This window comes from Olivibacter sp. CPCC 100613 (assembly GCF_036959255.1).
Taxonomy (GTDB): Bacteria; Bacteroidota; Bacteroidia; order Sphingobacteriales; family Sphingobacteriaceae; genus Olivibacter.
The window spans coordinates 83,866-100,825 of record NZ_JAWMTI010000013.1 but is presented as its reverse complement, the minus strand read 5'-3'; the positions used below and the strand labels follow the sequence as shown (position 1 = coordinate 100,825).

6 protein-coding genes are annotated in these 16,960 nt (G+C 42.8%); 4 read left to right on the top strand and 2 right to left on the bottom strand.

The genetic code is table 11. The features are described 5' to 3' along the window. Window positions 1-341: 341 nt before the first annotated feature. Window positions 342-2,726, top strand: a complete 2,385-nt coding sequence (locus RYH73_RS25400; protein ID WP_335316239.1) for a glycoside hydrolase family 95 protein — start codon at window positions 342-344, stop codon at window positions 2,724-2,726. Window positions 2,727-2,793: 67 nt separating this feature from the next. Here RYH73_RS25400 and RYH73_RS25395 read toward each other — a convergent pair whose 3' ends face one another. After that, the gene (locus RYH73_RS25395; RefSeq protein WP_335316238.1) at window positions 2,794-4,452 is read right to left on the bottom strand and encodes a RagB/SusD family nutrient uptake outer membrane protein; all 1,659 of its coding nucleotides are present in this window, start codon (window positions 4,450-4,452) and stop codon (window positions 2,794-2,796) included. Between the two features lie 12 nt (window positions 4,453-4,464). Further along, window positions 4,465-7,659: a SusC/RagA family TonB-linked outer membrane protein gene (locus RYH73_RS25390; RefSeq protein ID WP_335316237.1), complete on the bottom strand. Its 3,195-nt coding sequence runs from the start codon at window positions 7,657-7,659 to the stop codon at window positions 4,465-4,467. 305 nt (window positions 7,660-7,964) lie between these two features. Between RYH73_RS25390 and RYH73_RS25385 the strand changes: the two genes are divergently transcribed. The 3 genes from RYH73_RS25385 (at window position 7,965) to RYH73_RS25375 (ending at window position 16,073) form a co-directional block, all read left to right on the top strand. Next, window positions 7,965-11,120 (top strand): glycoside hydrolase family 2 TIM barrel-domain containing protein, encoded by a 3,156-nt coding sequence (locus RYH73_RS25385; RefSeq protein WP_335316236.1) that lies wholly within the window; start codon window positions 7,965-7,967, stop codon window positions 11,118-11,120. A 317-nt stretch (window positions 11,121-11,437) separates the two neighbouring features. Continuing rightward, complete coding sequence (locus tag RYH73_RS25380; RefSeq protein WP_335316235.1) at window positions 11,438-14,419, top strand: SusC/RagA family TonB-linked outer membrane protein; 2,982 nt, start codon at window positions 11,438-11,440, stop codon at window positions 14,417-14,419. A 13-nt stretch (window positions 14,420-14,432) separates the two neighbouring features. Then, window positions 14,433-16,073 (top strand): RagB/SusD family nutrient uptake outer membrane protein, encoded by a 1,641-nt coding sequence (locus RYH73_RS25375; protein ID WP_335316234.1) that lies wholly within the window; start codon window positions 14,433-14,435, stop codon window positions 16,071-16,073. Window positions 16,074-16,960 lie beyond the last annotated feature (887 nt).

Below are 16,960 nucleotides of genomic sequence, written 5' to 3'. Positions count from 1 at the left end.
TTGAAAATGGATGAACAGTTTTTCCTGATATGTCTTCCTTCCTTGCATGACCTAATTTAACATTATTCAATAACCTCATCAAAAGAAGTTATCAACGGAGGTGAGTTGTGCAACAGCCACTCAAGCCAAAAGTTAAATAAATTTTATCAAGAACCTTCCCGTAGGGAAAGCTTGAATGCCTTTGAAACGAACTAATGATGAAAAAAGTTGATTAAGAAAAACCTTCTTTTAATATAAACACCTTCATCTGTATGTTAAAGGCGAAAATAGCTGAATAAATTGCCGATATAACTGTTTGCTTTGCCGGCAGATTATGCTATCTATGTAGTTAAACTAAATTTATGATGTTGGCAAGATATAAAACAGTTGTATTCGTATGTTTCAGTGTTTTACTAGGCGTAAAATCAACCTTTTCTCAACAGCGCACGCTTAAACTATGGTACGATAAGCCCGCTACCGATTGGATGCGGGAAGCCCTACCCATTGGGAATGGATACATAGGCGCCATGTTCTTCGGTGGGATCGGGGAAGAGCAGATTCAATTTTCAGAGGGGTCTCTATGGTCGGGTGGTCCGGGAGCGAATCCTGCATATAATTTTGGAAACCGGCCAGATGCGTGGAAATACCTCGGAAAAGTGAGAGAACTGATTAAGCAAGGGAAATTAGAAGAGGCAAACGAACTGGTGGAGAAGCATATGACGGGCGTGGCGCCAGCTAAGCAACCCGGTGACAGTACGGATTGGGGTGACTATGGAGCGCAGCAAACCATGGGCGATTTATTCATTAAGATAGGACACGGCCAGGTACCGGTAGAGGGTTATCGACGGGAATTGGACCTACAAAAAGCAATTGGGCAAGTATCTTATAGCATCAAAGGAAATGCGTATTACCGTTGTTTTTTTGGCAGTTATCCACAAGGCGTCATGGTCTACAAGTTCACGTCTGATAAAGCGGAACGCTATGTGCTTCATTTTAACACACCACAACATAAAGAGAAGGAAAGTTTTGAAGATTTACGTTATTCTTGTGTAGGAAATGTACCGAACAATAAGTTAGCCTTCGAGACAGCCTATCAACTTGTAACCGATGGCAACGTAAAATACGCGGACGGAACGGTTTCGGTTGAGGGAGCTAAATCATTGCTTATTATTCATACGGCGGCTACTGCCTATCAAATGCGGTATCCGAACTATACCGGTAATGACTTTAGGAATATTGTCAAAAGACGTTTGGATGCGACCAAAGGAATAAATGATAAACAGTTATTTCAAGCGCATCAAGAAGATTATCAGCGGCTTTTCAATCGGGTTTCTTTTCACTTGTCCGGTCATTCAGCCGATCACCTACCCACTGATAAACGACAACAGTTATTTTTTGAAGGAGGAGAAGATGTAGGATTAGAGCAGCTTTATTTTCAATATGGGCGCTATTTGATGATTGCTGCATCAAGACCGGGCACTATGCCGATGCATTTACAAGGAAAGTGGAACAACAGTGTTAACCCTCCCTGGGCTGCGGATTACCACACCAATATTAACGAGCAAATGCTGTATTGGCCTGCTGAGCTAACCAATCTCGCGGAGTGCCATGAGCCTTTAATTGACTATATCGAAAGCTTGGTAGAACCAGGGAAAAAGAGTGCCCACGATTTCTTCCATACAAGAGGTTGGGTTGTGAACACAATGAATAATGCTTTTGGTTACACAGCGGTAAACTGGGGATTGCCTTGGGGCTTTTATCCGGCGGGTGCTGCTTGGTTAACTCAACATGTATGGGAACATTATGCCTTTAATCCAGATAAAGCATACTTGCGCAATCGCGCTTACCCTATTATGCAGGAAGCCGCCCGATTCTGGATTGATTATCTAACACCTGATGCCGAAGACCATTTGGTATCTTCCCCTTCCTATTCACCGGAACATGGCGGTATTTCGGGGGGTGCTTCGATGGATCATCAAATTGCCTGGGATATATTAAACAATTCATTTGAAGCTGCTACCGTTTTAGGAGACCAGTCTTTCGCCGACACGGCGCGACGTATTCGAGACCGTATTTTACCGCCACAGGTTGGGCGATGGGGGCAATTACAGGAGTGGAAGGAAGATGTGGACGATCCTCATAATAAACATCGGCATGTATCCCATCTTTTTGCTTTGCATCCAGGGCGGCAAATATCTCCCTTAAAAACGCCTGAACTGGCAGAGGCTGCCAAAGTAGGCCTGGAAGCGCGAGGAGATGAAGCAACAGGTTGGTCCTTGGGTTGGAAAGTGAATTTTTGGGCAAGGCTGAAGGACGGAGATCGTGCGTTGAAATTATACAAAATGGTTATTAAACCAGCAGGTGCAATAAAAGCGGGTACAGGAACGGTGAATTATGAAGGGGATGGTTCCGGTTCTTATGCGAATTTGCTGGATGCACATCCCCCGTTTCAACTTGACGGTAACATGGGGGCCACGGCAGGAGTCGCCGAAATGCTGATGCAATCACAGACAGGAGAAATTGAATTGTTACCCGCCCTCCCAACGAGCTGGCCGACAGGAGAGGTAAAAGGTTTGCGTGCACGAGGTGGCTTTACAGTCAACCTGAAGTGGGAGGCAGGACAACTAAAAGCGGCAGAAATCACAGCTGATCAAACGGGGCCTAAAGCGTTTGTTTATCAAGGTAAATCAAGAAATATTGACTTGGTTGCGGGTAAAAAGTACAAATTAACGTTACGTGATTTTTAATACATTTAAAAAGCCCGAGTGCACGACTCGGGCTTTTGCTTTTTAACGACGATCAGCTACGACAATTTTAATAGCCGGGGTTTTGTGTTAATATACCTTGTGATAAATCGATTTGAGTTTGGGGAACGGGTAGTAGATATAGTTTGTCATCCCAAGATCGCGCTTGTGCCAAGGTATTGCGTACATCATTGATGTTCATCATCACCTGTGGCGCGATTTTCCATCTTCTGATGTCCATGTAGCGTTGCCCTTCCAGTGCTAGTTCTACACGGCGCTCCCGTCTGATCAGTTGGCGTAAGGCTTCTTGTGAGGCATACTTCGTTTGGTCTACAGAAGGCATACCCGCACGTTCCCTGATTTGATTTAGGGCCGCATACACGGTTGCATCCGGTCCGCTTAATTCATTCTTTGCTTCCGCATAAGTTAAGAGCATTTCTGCATACCGTATTAATATCACGTTCGCATGATTATCGATAATTGGTTCTTGGTAAAAAGCGGGATCTACCAATTTGCGGAAGTTGTAGCCTGTTTGCGACATATTTGATGCGCCCGGTGTCCATTTGAATTTAAAACCACTCGAAAAGGCATTCCAAGGAGCGCCATTGAACAAGACAGTCGCATAGAAACGAGGGTCACGGTTTTTGTATTCGTTCGCAAATTGTGGATCATTGTTTTTATACCATTCAGCTCGCCGTACAGGGTCGACTGGTGTAATGGGTTCTCCGCTCTGGTAGTTATCATAAGCGTCCACCAGCGATTGCGTTGGTGTAACCGAACTCCAACCACCCATGTCACCCGAAGGGAGATAAGTATTCAGTGAGTTTGCATCCACTTGTTCGATGTATTGACGATCTAATATCACTTCACTGTTACCCTCGTTCAATTGGCGGAAAAGACCTTCATAGCTTCGGAGTGCTAATCGAAATTTTTGTTCGTCGGCGGTATCACGGAAATTAATCCATTGACTGTAATCATCAGCGACGTCAACGGTTGCCTCCGCATTTACCCTGAATAAAGAATAGCCCAAACCCATTACTTCCTCTGCGGCGTCGACTGCCGCTTGCCATTGCCCCTCGTTTAATTGCACACGCGCCAATAAAGAAAGCGCGGCCCCTTTGGTTGCTCGCCCTTTTTCGTTTGGTTTACCACCTGAATAACTGACAGGTAAGCTGTCTTTAATGGCTTGTAGTTCATCAATGACAAATTTTACGACTTCTGTGTGGGGATTTCGCGGAATGTTTACTTCGTCGAGCGACAATGTTTTTGCGATGATAGGAACCGCTCCGTATTTATTCATTAATAAAGTATAGAAATAAGCACGTAAAAAGCGTACTTCTGCTTTATAACGGGTTAATAAAGCCGCGTCCATGATTTCCGCTGCTTTGTCCGCATTTTCGAGAAAATAATTACAACGACGAATATCTTCAAAGTTCCAGCTACCCGTTAGCGCAGTGGTGACATTTCCGGAAGATAATTCCGTAGCAAAACTTTCCCACGGATATTGTGCGTGTGCATTGTCAGAGGCCCCATCGTCGTATATGATACCGTCACCCGAGAGTTTGTTGTAAACACCGTTCACCGCTTGGTAGACATCGTTTTCCTTTTTCCAGAATGTCTCTTGAGAAATTTGATTAAGCGGCGGTCTTTCCAGAAAATCTTTGCTACAGCCCATCGCCAACAGAAAGGATAGTGCGGCAATAATATATGTTTTTGTATTGCGTTTCATCGTGAATTTATGTTAGAATCTTGCGTTTAAACCTAATGACCATGTTTTAATGCCTGGGTAACCACCACGGCCAGAGGCAATTTCGGGATCGTAATCCGCCAGTCGTTTATCACCCATAATCGTAAATGGATTATTAGCGGAGGCATAAATCCGTAGATTGGACATGCCTGCTTTTTTACTAAGGGCCTCTGGGAAGGTATAGCCTAAAGTGATGGCACGAACCCGAAAATAAGCGCCGCTGAACACCCAAAAAGAAGAGCGATTATTATAATTGTGATTGCCGTCAGCCGATGTTAACAGGCGAGGAAAGTCTGCATTGGCGTTTGGATTCTCCGGTGTCCAACGATTTTTTAATTCCTCTTTGATGCCTGCACCATTAAAAAATGGAAAAGATGCTTCATTTTCAAGGTAGGTTTGTACATTAGGTACACCATAAGTAATAACACTTAAGTCGACACCTTTGTAAGCCGCTGCTAAGTTGAAACCATAGTTGAACCAGGGGACATCATTTCCGATAATGGCACGATCGTCCGCATTGATTGTGTTGTCGCCATTTAAATCACGGTATTTAATATCCCCGGGTTTAGTATTGTTGCTCTGAAAGGCATGTCCATCCACATCGGCTTGATCAACAAACAGACCGTCCGCGATATACCCATAAATCGAACCAACGGATTCACCTACACGTTCGATAAAGTAACTGCTAAAACGTTCTTCAGAATTACCCAAGCTGATAATTTCATTGTTGATTTTTGATAAGTTGGCACTGATGCTGTAACGAAAATCTTCACCTATTGTGTTGTTATGCGTAACAACGACCTCTATACCACGATTGCGTGTTTCGGCAGCGTTAACAAAAGGAATTCCATTTCCCGGGTCCTCATCCTTAAACCCATAGGTCTTAAGCGTTGCTTGCCGCATCAAGATTCCCTTCGTGTTTTTGATATAATAATCGGCTGTTATGTCTAATTTTCCTTTGAAGAGGGTAAAATCTAAACCGATATCGGTCATATAAACTTTTTCCCAAAGCGCTAAGGCGTTTGTTCCTTGACCTTGCCAAGCACCGTCCAAGGGCGTGCCTTCAAAACTATACGCATAACCGGTATTGATCAACTCAAAGTAATTCCCAATAGCAACTACATCCTGATTGCCTAAAGAGCCCCAAGAACCACGAAGTTTTAAATTATCGATCCAGTCGATATCTTTCAAGAAGTTTTCTTCCGAAATACGCCATCCTGCTGAGAAAGAAGGGAACACCGCACGGCGAAGATCTTCTCGGAAGCGCGAAGAATAGTCGATGCGAATGTTGGCCTCGAGCAGGTATTTGTCTTTATATGAATAGTTTAAACGACCAAATAAGGAGCGCATTGCCCATTCTTCTTGTGTGCTGCGATTTGCTTGTCCCTCATCATCTGAACTAATGTCAGAAGGGTTTGTTGAACCGCTTCCTACGGTAGTCATATCATCGTTGGGAAAATTTTTTCTACCTACAAAAGCTTGTCGGAACACATTGCTTTCTTGCGACGCGCCAAGGGTTGCCTTCGCGAAATGTTGTCCGAAAGTACGTTCATAGTCAACCGTTCCTTGTGCCAGTACTTCTTGACGCTTACGCCAGTATTCTTTCATTTCATTCGGTGTAAATGCTGTTGCTGTCATCAACTCACCGGTAAGAAAGTTTGGAATCGGATCGATCAGGCTATTAAAAGACCAAGAATTCGAGTTCGTATATTTTAGAGACACTAAGCCATTAATGGATAAGCCCTTTAGGGGTGTTAAGGTGGCGTTCGCTGCTGTCTGCAAGTAATTGTCGCGATCCCAGGCACTACCACCTTCCTCTATACGTCGCAATTGGTTCCTTTTAGCGACGTCGGCGTTGGCCACCCCTGCATTGATGGAGCCCCAATTGCCATTTGATTGACGTAGTACAGCCGTTGGTAAGGATCGGTTTAACTCGGTCCAGCTCATGTCGGCTCCGTCACGATTATAGTCCTGCTTAATGAAGGAGAAATTGGTCCCGATGGTTAGCAAATCCGGAAGAATTTTACTCGTCGTATTCAGCTTAGCAACGATACGCTGCTGATCTTTATTTGGAATCAACGATTCTTGTTTTAAATGGGATAAGCCTAAGTAATAGTCGGTGATTTTACCCGGTGCGCTAATGTTTAAATTAACATCGCTTTGTGGTGCTGTGTTGCGTAAAACGGCTTTATACCAATCGGTGTTCGGATAGAGGTCAGGATCAGAACCATCAGCAAACTTTTGAATTTGTTCGGCTGAGAACAGTTCGGCACGACCGGCATTGCGCATCGCTTCATTATAAAGCGCAGCATAATCTGTAGAGTTGGTAAAATGAGGCAAACGTGTGGCAGACTGCCAGCCATAGGTTCCATTTAAGCTGATGGTTGCCCGTTCACCGCCCCCTCGTTTTGTGGTCACGACGATCACCCCATTTGCGGCCCTGGAGCCATAAAGTGCTGCAGAAGCGGCATCTTTTAAGACGGACATATTATCGATATCATTGGCATTTAAGCTGGCAAACTCTTGGGCTGTGGCGGGGATTCCATCAATAATATACATAGGAGACGGTGTGCCTAGGTTACTCCGGCCACGTATAGTTACACCACCTGTATTATTGGCTGTCCCGCTTGATGAGCGACTGACATCCCCCGGGCGTTGCAATACAGTAACTCCCGGTGTCAATCCTTGTAAAGCATTTTGGGTAGAAGAAACCGGGCGATTAATGAGCTGCTTATTGCTAATGGTAGCGACTGCACCTGTAAGATTTGCCTTCTTTTGGGTTCCGTAGGCGACTACGACTACTTCATCCAGATCCGTGTTGTCGGCTTCCATTGTGACGCTAATGGTTGGTCGACCACTTACGGAAACCTCCTGTGTTTGAAAACCGATCATTTGGAAGACCAAGATACTGTTCGCTGGTACTTTAATACGATACATGCCATTGGTATCGGTGCTGACCCCGATTTTCGGATTGCCCTTAACACTTATGGTTAAGCCAGGCAAGGGGCCCTGGGCATCAACAACCTTTCCACTGACTTCCACTTCTGTTTGCAGTTGGTTCATAGGAGCTTGTGCACGATCGATAGCCTTGGCTACAGCTGCAAACTGCCAAGTAACCATCGCACCTGCCAAAACGAATTTTTTACATAAGGATTGGAGGTCCTTATGCCTTCTTGAATTTTTGTTCATGTTGTGATTGGTTATATTAATTCTTGTTAATTTCTATTGAAATCAGGAGTTCTATGTCTTAGCGGTGGGGAAAAATAGGATCCTTTACACATAATCTGTTCATTATAGTTAGTATTTGATGGGGATGAAACTAGTGTTAAGGCTACACTTTCCCAAACGATTTGAAAACGCAATCGATTGACTAATTTTTTTACAGGAAACACAATCGATTGCGTTTAACTGCGGTTTGTAACAGCATTTTTTTTTCGATAGTTTGGCCAATATTTTATAAAAACAGTTGAATTTATTGCCTAATCTTCGGAAAAATGACCAAGCATTTAGTAGTTCTATTCTCTTTCCTATTTGTTCGTACTTATGCACAAGAGTTGCCTTCGGAATTATTGAGTCCGGAGGTAGTCGCTTTGAACAGAATGCCTATGCGCGCAGATGCCTTTGGTTTTGAAAGTCAGGACAAAGCTAAGGCTTTCGATAAGGAGAAATCGCAGAACTTTTTATCGCTCAATGGAACATGGAAATTTAACTGGGTGCAAGATCCGCGTAAGAGACCTACTGATTTCTATCACCTCGATTTTGATGACAGTCGTTGGGACAACTTTAAGGTGCCGGCCAACTGGGAAACCAACGGCTATGGTTTACCTATCTATGTAAATCACCCCTATGAATTTACGGGACGAAAAAAGATGGGTGCACGCTTAAATCCTCCCTATGACATTCCCGAAGATAATAATCCTGTAGGTTCCTATCGGAGAAGTTTTACACTCCCGGAAGACTGGGATGGTAAACAGATATTTATTCATCTAGGCGCGGTGAAATCGGCTTTCTTTCTTTGGATTAATGGCAAGAAAGTTGGATATAGCACCGATAGCAAATTAGCCGCTGAATTTGATATTACCAAGTACCTCAAACCGGGTAAAAATCTAGTGGCGCTACAAGTGTATCGCTGGAGTGCAGGAAGTTACCTGGAGTGCCAAGATATGTGGCGAATATCCGGCATCGAAAGGGATGTCTATTTATATGCAACGCCAAAGTTAGATATACGCGATTTCAAAGTGGAGGCTGGCCTTAAAGATAACTATCGTGTAGGAACACTTAAAGTAAGCACGCTGATTCAAAGCTATAAAGTGGATACGAATACCTTAGCCAGTGTACCGGATACTTTTTCTTTAGCAATTTCCTTGCGCGATGCCCGTGATCAGGTAATCTATGAAAGCCAAAGTAAGGGTGTACAATCGGTACTTGGACGCTATAAAAAGCAAGTCAATTTTGAAACCGAGATTCCACAAATCAAACAATGGTCGGCCGAAATACCAACCCTTTACACCCTTTACTTAAGTCTCAAGGATAAATCCGGCAAAGTGATACAAGTAGTTCCAACCAAGGTCGGTTTCAAAAGTATTGAATTAAAGGGTGCAAATGTGCTCGTGAACGGTAAGCGGGTTTTTTTCAAAGGTGTAAATCGGCACGAGCACAATGCGCGCACCGGGCATACGCTTAGTAAAGAAGATATGCGGAAGGATATGGAGATGATGAAAAAGTTGAATGTGAACGCCGTAAGGCATTCGCATTATCCTCCCGATCCCTATTGGATGGCTTTGTGCGATGAATATGGTCTTTATGTCATTGACGAAGCGAACATCGAATCGCATGGACGTTATTATGATCTAGAGTATACTTTTGCCAATGACCCCGCTTGGCGAACGACGCATCTCGCCCGAATTTATCGGATGTATGAACGCGATAAAAATCATCCGGCAATCATTGCCTGGTCGCTCGGGAATGAGGCGGGAAATGGGGTAAATATGTACGAAGCTTACGATTGGTTAAAAGCACGTGACTATCGACCGGTGCAATACGAGCGAGCGGGAGACGAATACAATACGGATATGTTGGTGCCGCAATATCCCGGACCGGATTATCTTAAATATTTTTCGAGCAAAGTTCAAGATAGAAGCATGATTATGAGTGAATACGCACATATCATGGGAAATAGCTTAGGTAATTTTAAGGAATATTGGGATGTCATAGAGAATAACCCTTCTCTACAAGGTGGTTACGTTTGGGAATGGATTGATCAGGCTTTGGATACGGTAAAAAATGGAAAGCAGATCATGGCCTACGGAGGTGATTTCCCTTTGGAAGGACCGGTAGATCAAAACATCACGGACAACAACTTCTGTGTAAAGGGGGTGGTAACCGCTTATCGCGATTTAACCCCCATGGCGGTAGAGTTGAAAAAAGTACATCAATATATCAAAACCAGTTATATTGGCGACTTCCGGATTCGGATTAAGAATACCTATTTCTTTCGTGATCTAGCTAACTTTCAGCTGCATTGGACGCTTTTGGAGAATGGAAAGGCCGTACAAGAAGGAACAGTAGCGCACTTGGATGTGGCACCTGAGGATAGCACGGTTGTCACTTTACCGATCAAAGCGGCACACATAAGAGAAGGAAAAGAGTATTTTATTAATGTACATTATGCCTTGAAAGCCGCTGAACCCTTTCTAGCACAGGGATATGAATTAGCCTATGATCAGTTTGCGCTTAATAAACCAGTACCATTTGCCGTCAATCCGGAAACTTCCGGACGCTTGTCCTTGGAAGAACGTGGAAATACCGCCGTTATCAAAGGGAAGGGTTTTGAGGTCGGTTTCGATCGGCAGTCCGGTACGATGCTTTACTATACACAAGGAGATGAGAAACTCCTTGCGCAAGGGCCCGTACCCTCCTTTTGGCGAGCACCAACAGACAATGATATTGGCGCTGGATATCATACGAAACTGCGCGCTTGGCGCAAAGCGTATGAAGAGGGACGATCAGCCTCCATCGCTATAAAACTTGAAAATTCAGTTTATCACGTTACGATCAAAAAAGAATTATTGCAGGGAGATGCTGAAATGATACAACGGTATACGATTTATCCAAATGGAAGCTTATTGGTAAATAACCAGTTTAAAGCAATAAAAGGGGAACACAAAGTATTGATGCGAGCCGGCAATAACTTAACGCTCAATCGTTCTTTACACAGGATTGATTTTTATGGAAGAGGGCCTTGGGAAAATTATTGGGATCGAAAATCTGCTTCGCTGGTTGGGCTTTATAAACAAAAGTTAGAAGAGCAGTATTTTCCTTACGCAAGGCCACAAGAGAGTGGCAACAAGAGCGATGTAAGATGGGTGAGCTTAACGAACGACAAGGGAAGAGGGCTGCGATTTGAATATACGGATAGCTTATTGAATTTCTCTGCTTTACCTTATTCACTGGATGATTTAGACCCGGAAGCAGAAAAAAAGCAATATCATTCGGGAGAATTGCTGAAGCAAGAGGCCATATTTATGCATCTCGATTTAAATCAGATTGGTCTACAAGGTATAGATAGCTGGGGGTCTCAGCCCTTAAAGCAATATCGAATTCCTTTTTCAGATTTTTCATACAGTTATCGCATTGTTCCACTCAAATAAGGTTGTTCAATGGATGTTTTTTAAGGCTGCGGGCATTGCTCGCGGCCTTTTTTTTGAATTTTAATGCCATTTTACTGTTTTTTTAGGGTTTATTCATCAAAATTCAAAAAAAAGATATTACATACTTTAAGCAATCGATTGCGGAGTTGGAAATGAAATTTACGCAATCGATTTCGTGCCATCGAGATTTGTAATACTATCATGAGAACGATAATATTGCTGATGATAAAGAGAAGGAAGAATCAAAATACCGCTGATGATTTCAATTATGTGCACACGCGTGCCGTAGTTAATTACTTAACAAATCGTAAACAAATATGAACAAATCATTATTAATGCTGCTGTTATGCCTTTTTTGCTTGAAAAATGTGCTAGCGCAACAAGAGAAAATCCAGGGAAGAGTGATCGATCGCCAGGGTAATCCCTTGCCTGGCGTCTCCGTTGTCGAGAAGGGGGTGTCGAACAACGGGACGCAAACGAATGCGGAAGGAGAATTTTCGCTTGTGCTTCAGGGGAATGTTAAAACCTTGGTGGTTACTTATGTAGGTTTTATACCCAGAGAAGTTTCTGTCGGTACGCAGTCGTCACTTCATATTACCTTACAAGAGGATGTCTCTGCGTTAGATGAGGTTGTTGTTACAGGGTATGGTACACAAAAGAGACAGAATCTTACCGGTTCCATTGCGACCGTGCGTAGTGAAAAGCTTCAAGACATTACATCGCCTAATGTGTCTAACATGATGCAAGGAAAGGTGGCCGGTGTTGATGTTGCCGCCAACACAGGTCGTCCAGGAGCACAGCCAACGGTCCGTATTCGTGGTAAAAGTTCAATCAGCTCATCGGTGGACCCGCTGTGGGTTGTCGATGGCGTTATCTGGCAGGGAGTTCCAAATTTAAATCCGCAAGACATCGAAAGTATATCGGTTTTAAAGGACGCCGCAGCAGCTGCACTTTATGGTTCTCGTGGTGCAAATGGGGTAATGGTCGTAACGACTAAATCAGCGAAAGGAGAAGGAACAAGCACCATCAGTGCGAATGCCCGATCGGGTGTTGCTGTCTTTAATACAGGAAAGTTCAACGTGATGGATGGACAGGAACTTTACGATTATTATTCACAATTCAGTAACCCCACTTCGATACCTGATTATTTCAATGAAGACTTACTGAAAACAAATACGAATTGGGTTGATTTGGGCTCCCAAAACGGGTTGACGCAAGATTATAATGTCTCTTATATGGGGTCGACAGAGAAGGCAAAGGTATATATGGGGGGAAATTACTATAAGGAAAAAGGATCGGTTAAGGGATATGGCTATGAACGGTTTTCAGGAAGAATGAACCTCGACTATCAGGTGAATAAGCGCTTGACGCTAAAACCCAAATTATCTGCTACTTATACCAAAACAGATGATCGGCAGCATTCATTGTATGATATGTTTCGTTATCTGCCTTGGGACAAGCCCTATAATGATGACGGATCAGCTATCAACCCTCAGGCAACAGGGACAACATGGTATGGTCGAGATTTTAATAATTACCTTTATGATTTGCAGTGGAATTATACAAGAGGAACTAATTTTAACGGCCTGGCGAATCTCGATCTGGAATATAAAATTACGGATGATCTCTCGTTTATTTCGACAAATAACGTCGCTTATGTAAATGCTGAATCGCTCGGTTATACGGATCCCCAATCGAATGCTGGTTTAAGTACCAATGGACAAATTCAACAAATTAATGCCAAACGAACAACCCGTTTCACGAATCAAATGTTGAACTACCAGCATAATTTCGGAAAACATCAACTGAATGCCTTGGCTGCTTACGAGTATAGCGATTATCATTACAGTGATATGGATGGCATTGGTGTTGGGATTGTCGCCGGTGCTTCCACCCTGAGCGCCGCGTCTGAACCGTTAAGCTTGACAGGCGCCAAGTTTAATTACCGATTTCAGTCCTTCTTAATGAATGCCAATTACAGTTACGACGATCGGTATAATTTACAAGTTTCATTCCGCAGAGATGGCGCTTCCCGATTTGGAGAAAGTAGTCAATATGGTAATTTTTATGCCATAAGTGGTTCTTGGAATATACATAACGAAGCGTTCTTTCAGCTTGAACAGGTAGATTATCTACGCTTAAAGTTAGCGCATGGAAGTGTGGGGAACACACCTTTATCGATTTACCCCCAGTACGAATTATATTCGCTTTCTGCTCAGTATAATGGCGTTCCTGCTGCCTATCCGAATCAGTTAGGTAATACGGATTTGGCATGGGAAAGGGCTTATGATACGAATGCAGGAATTGAATTTGGTCTTTTCAATAAACTCCAAGGAACCTTTGAACTGTATAATAAGAGTACCAGCGATCTCTTGCATTTCGTTCCATTGCCTGCGGTATCTGGTTTTAGTGGCTACTGGGACAATATAGGTGCCGTAAGAAATCGGGGAATAGAACTCACCCTGGGTGCAGATATTTTTAAGACTAAGGACTTTAGCTGGCATGTGGATGCCAATATTGGAAGAAATAAAAATAAGATTACGGAACTGTATAACGGGCGTCAAATTTCAGGATTTCGAATTATAGAAGTCGGACAAGATATCGATACCTGGTATATGCGGAAATGGGCAGGTGTTAATGCGGAAAATGGAGACCCCCAATGGGAAATTATCAATCCGGAAAGCGGAGAGGTTAGCTTGACGAGTAATTATAGCGAATCCACATTACAACGAGTGGGTACATCAACACCTGATTTTTTTGGAGGCTTCGCTACGAATCTTACCTATAAGGGCGCCTATGTGTCCGCGAATCTTTCCTATTCCGTCGGTGCTGATGTTTACAATTATGGTAGAGAAACTTTTGATAGCGATGGTGCTTATCCAACTTATAACCAGCAAGTGTTAAAAGGGGACTGGACTCGCTGGTCGCCGGATAACCCAAATGCAACACATCCCCGATTAGTTTATGGTGGAAATGCTAACTCAAATAAAACGTCGTCACGATACCTCGAAGATGCAAGTTATTTGCGGTTGCGAAACATCACCGCCGGATACAATTTTCCGGAAACAATTACCAAACGCTTAGGGTTGAAAGCGTTGAGCGCTTATGTCTCAATTGATAACCTAATCACCATTACAGGTTACTCCGGTGTTGATCCGGAAGCTGCGATCAATGGTTCCGTATATTCCCCTACCTTGGATTATTCGGAAAAAGGTACAGGTTTTGGTGTCTCGAGCGATACGCAATCGCCATATCCACTACCTAAAAGATTTACGTTTGGAATTAATTTGTCACTTTAAAATGAACTTAAAAATGCGAAAAGCTAAAAAATATAACGGGTTGTTTGTTCTGCTATTTCTAAGTATAATCAGTGGTTGCAGTGTGGACGAAGCTCCATATGATCAAGCCGTTGCCGATGATTTGTTGAACACACAAACTGGTTTGGAAGCTGCTACAGCAGGGAATTATGAAATGATGAAAGCTTGGGTTCCCGATTGGCATATCTTACATGAGTTTGCAGGAGATAATGTTTCTGTAAGTGGAACAACAACTGATAATTTGTTTTACGTATACACGTATCAACGACTGCCAAACAATGCGCGGGCAACGAGCTATTGGACAAATTCGTATAAGATTATTGTAGGCGCTAATAAAGTAATTGATGCAGTCGAGAAGCAAGAATCCACTACCAATAACCAACTATTGGCAGAAAATTATTATTTGCGGGCGTTTATTCATTTTCAATTGGTTGATATTTTTGGTCGCCCTTATAATCAAGGCAGAGACAACTTGGGGGTACCGCTAAAATTAGATACGGATGCTTTTAGTCATCCAAACAGGAGCACGGTCGGGGAGGTTTACGATCAGATTGAAAACGACCTTTTGAAGGCCGCAGATTTGTTTACGGTTGAAAAGGAAAATGTTTTTGCTTCAAAAGAGGCTTGCTGGGCGCTATTGTCGCGATTGTATTTGTATGAGGATGTCTACGATAAAGCACGCGATTATGCAGATCGCGTCATAACCTCCGGTAAATATAATTTATTAGCTACGGAAGAGTTGTCGGGGTACACTACACTACAACCTGAACGAAACAAAGAGACCATCTTTGCGATTAAATTTAAGCCTAATATCGATTACGCCGATAATGGATGGGGTACGATAGGTTCGCTATATGCGACTATTCTCGGTTCCGGTTGGGGCGAAATGTATGCATCCAGACCTTATCTCGAACTTCTACGTGAATATCCTGAAGATGTACGCAACGGATTTATTGAACCTGTGGTGGAAAATGAAAGTGTACTGTGGGCGATTTATGTAGATGATCAATCTATGTATCGATGGAAAACCGTGACGAAGCAAGGAGACGACTACCTATACATGGAGAATGGAAACCAAACTACCTTGGATAAAACGCCTGACGGGCATGGAGGATATCACTATTTTATTTCGATCAATGGTCAAGCGAGACGCGTTCTTATCGAGAAGCAACTAGCGGTTAGAAACGGTTTTCCAAAATACTACATTCTAAAATGTTCAGGGCAGGAAGGACAAGCCCATCTGTGGTCACCTGTTGTTTCTCGACTTGCGGAAATGTATCTGAACCGTGCCGAAGCAAATGCTAAACTGGGCAATGATGCCAAAGCATTGGAAGACGTAAATATCATCAGAACACGTGCAGGGATACCTGCTGCAGGTCTTTACAATACCGGAAATTTACAGAATAAGTCCGTCTTAGCTGTTGTGCTACAAGAGCGACGGTTGGAGTTAGCTTATGAAGGTCATCGAAAAATGGATGTATTTCGAACGAAGCAAAACCTAAGCCGCCATTTCCCTGGGGCACACTTGCTAGGAAGCAACCCGATTATGGAAGTTAACTATCAGGATAAGGCCGCTGTTGAATATATTCCCGAAAGCCAAATTTTACTTCAAGAAGGATTAACCCAAAATCCATAAATCCTTCTGCTGAGAACAAAAGTGACCGTATCAAAACTTAAAAGTTAGATACGGTTTCTTTTTTTTAATCGTTAATATCTATACTGAGTATTTGATACAAATGATATATTTCATCCAATTTGAAAAAAAGTTTATAAAAAGTACCATTTTAGGCTGCTTTTTCCTTAGTTTTTGTGCAATAGCCAATAACCCCCAATTCAATTCTATCTTTCCTTTCGTTGAGCATGAAGCGTTGAAACCGATGATCCTGTTTGATATTTCCGAAGACTGATTCTACATCCCAACATAGTTTCTTTTGTTTTGCATCCCCTGTTCCGAATTTAACAGCTGACGAGCTTTAACCCTATAATCCATCAACTGATGAATGAGTTCAGCGACCCGATTACCACTTGTTTTAATGACTACTCCATTTAACGGACAGCTCAACCATCTTTTGCCTGATATCTTCTGCAGGTATCCCTTTTTGAACGTCTCGGATGTAATTCATCTGTTGCCCATTGGACAGATAACTAAGTTGAGTTCTTTGTTACAGTAGAGTTTATCGGAAGTGAAAGGCTTTTAAAATAACCAAATATTTGAAAATAGTTAAGGGCTGTATCAACTACTTATGATACAGCCCCATTTAATTGTCACTTATTCTCCTGTCAACTACCAGCTGAATATCAACCAGAATCCGCTTATTAGTTTCTTTTTATGTTTTTGAATGTAATGGTGACAACCTTGTTAAAATAAGTACAACGTTTGAACAAACCCGTAAAGCACTATTTTCAGGTATTCTGTCTCAGAGGAGGCTTGTGAAATATTCAGAACGATATATGCCTTCCTAACTTTATGCCCGCTGAACTAGTGAATCTAAACTAAATTTTATTAACCGTATAACAACCAAT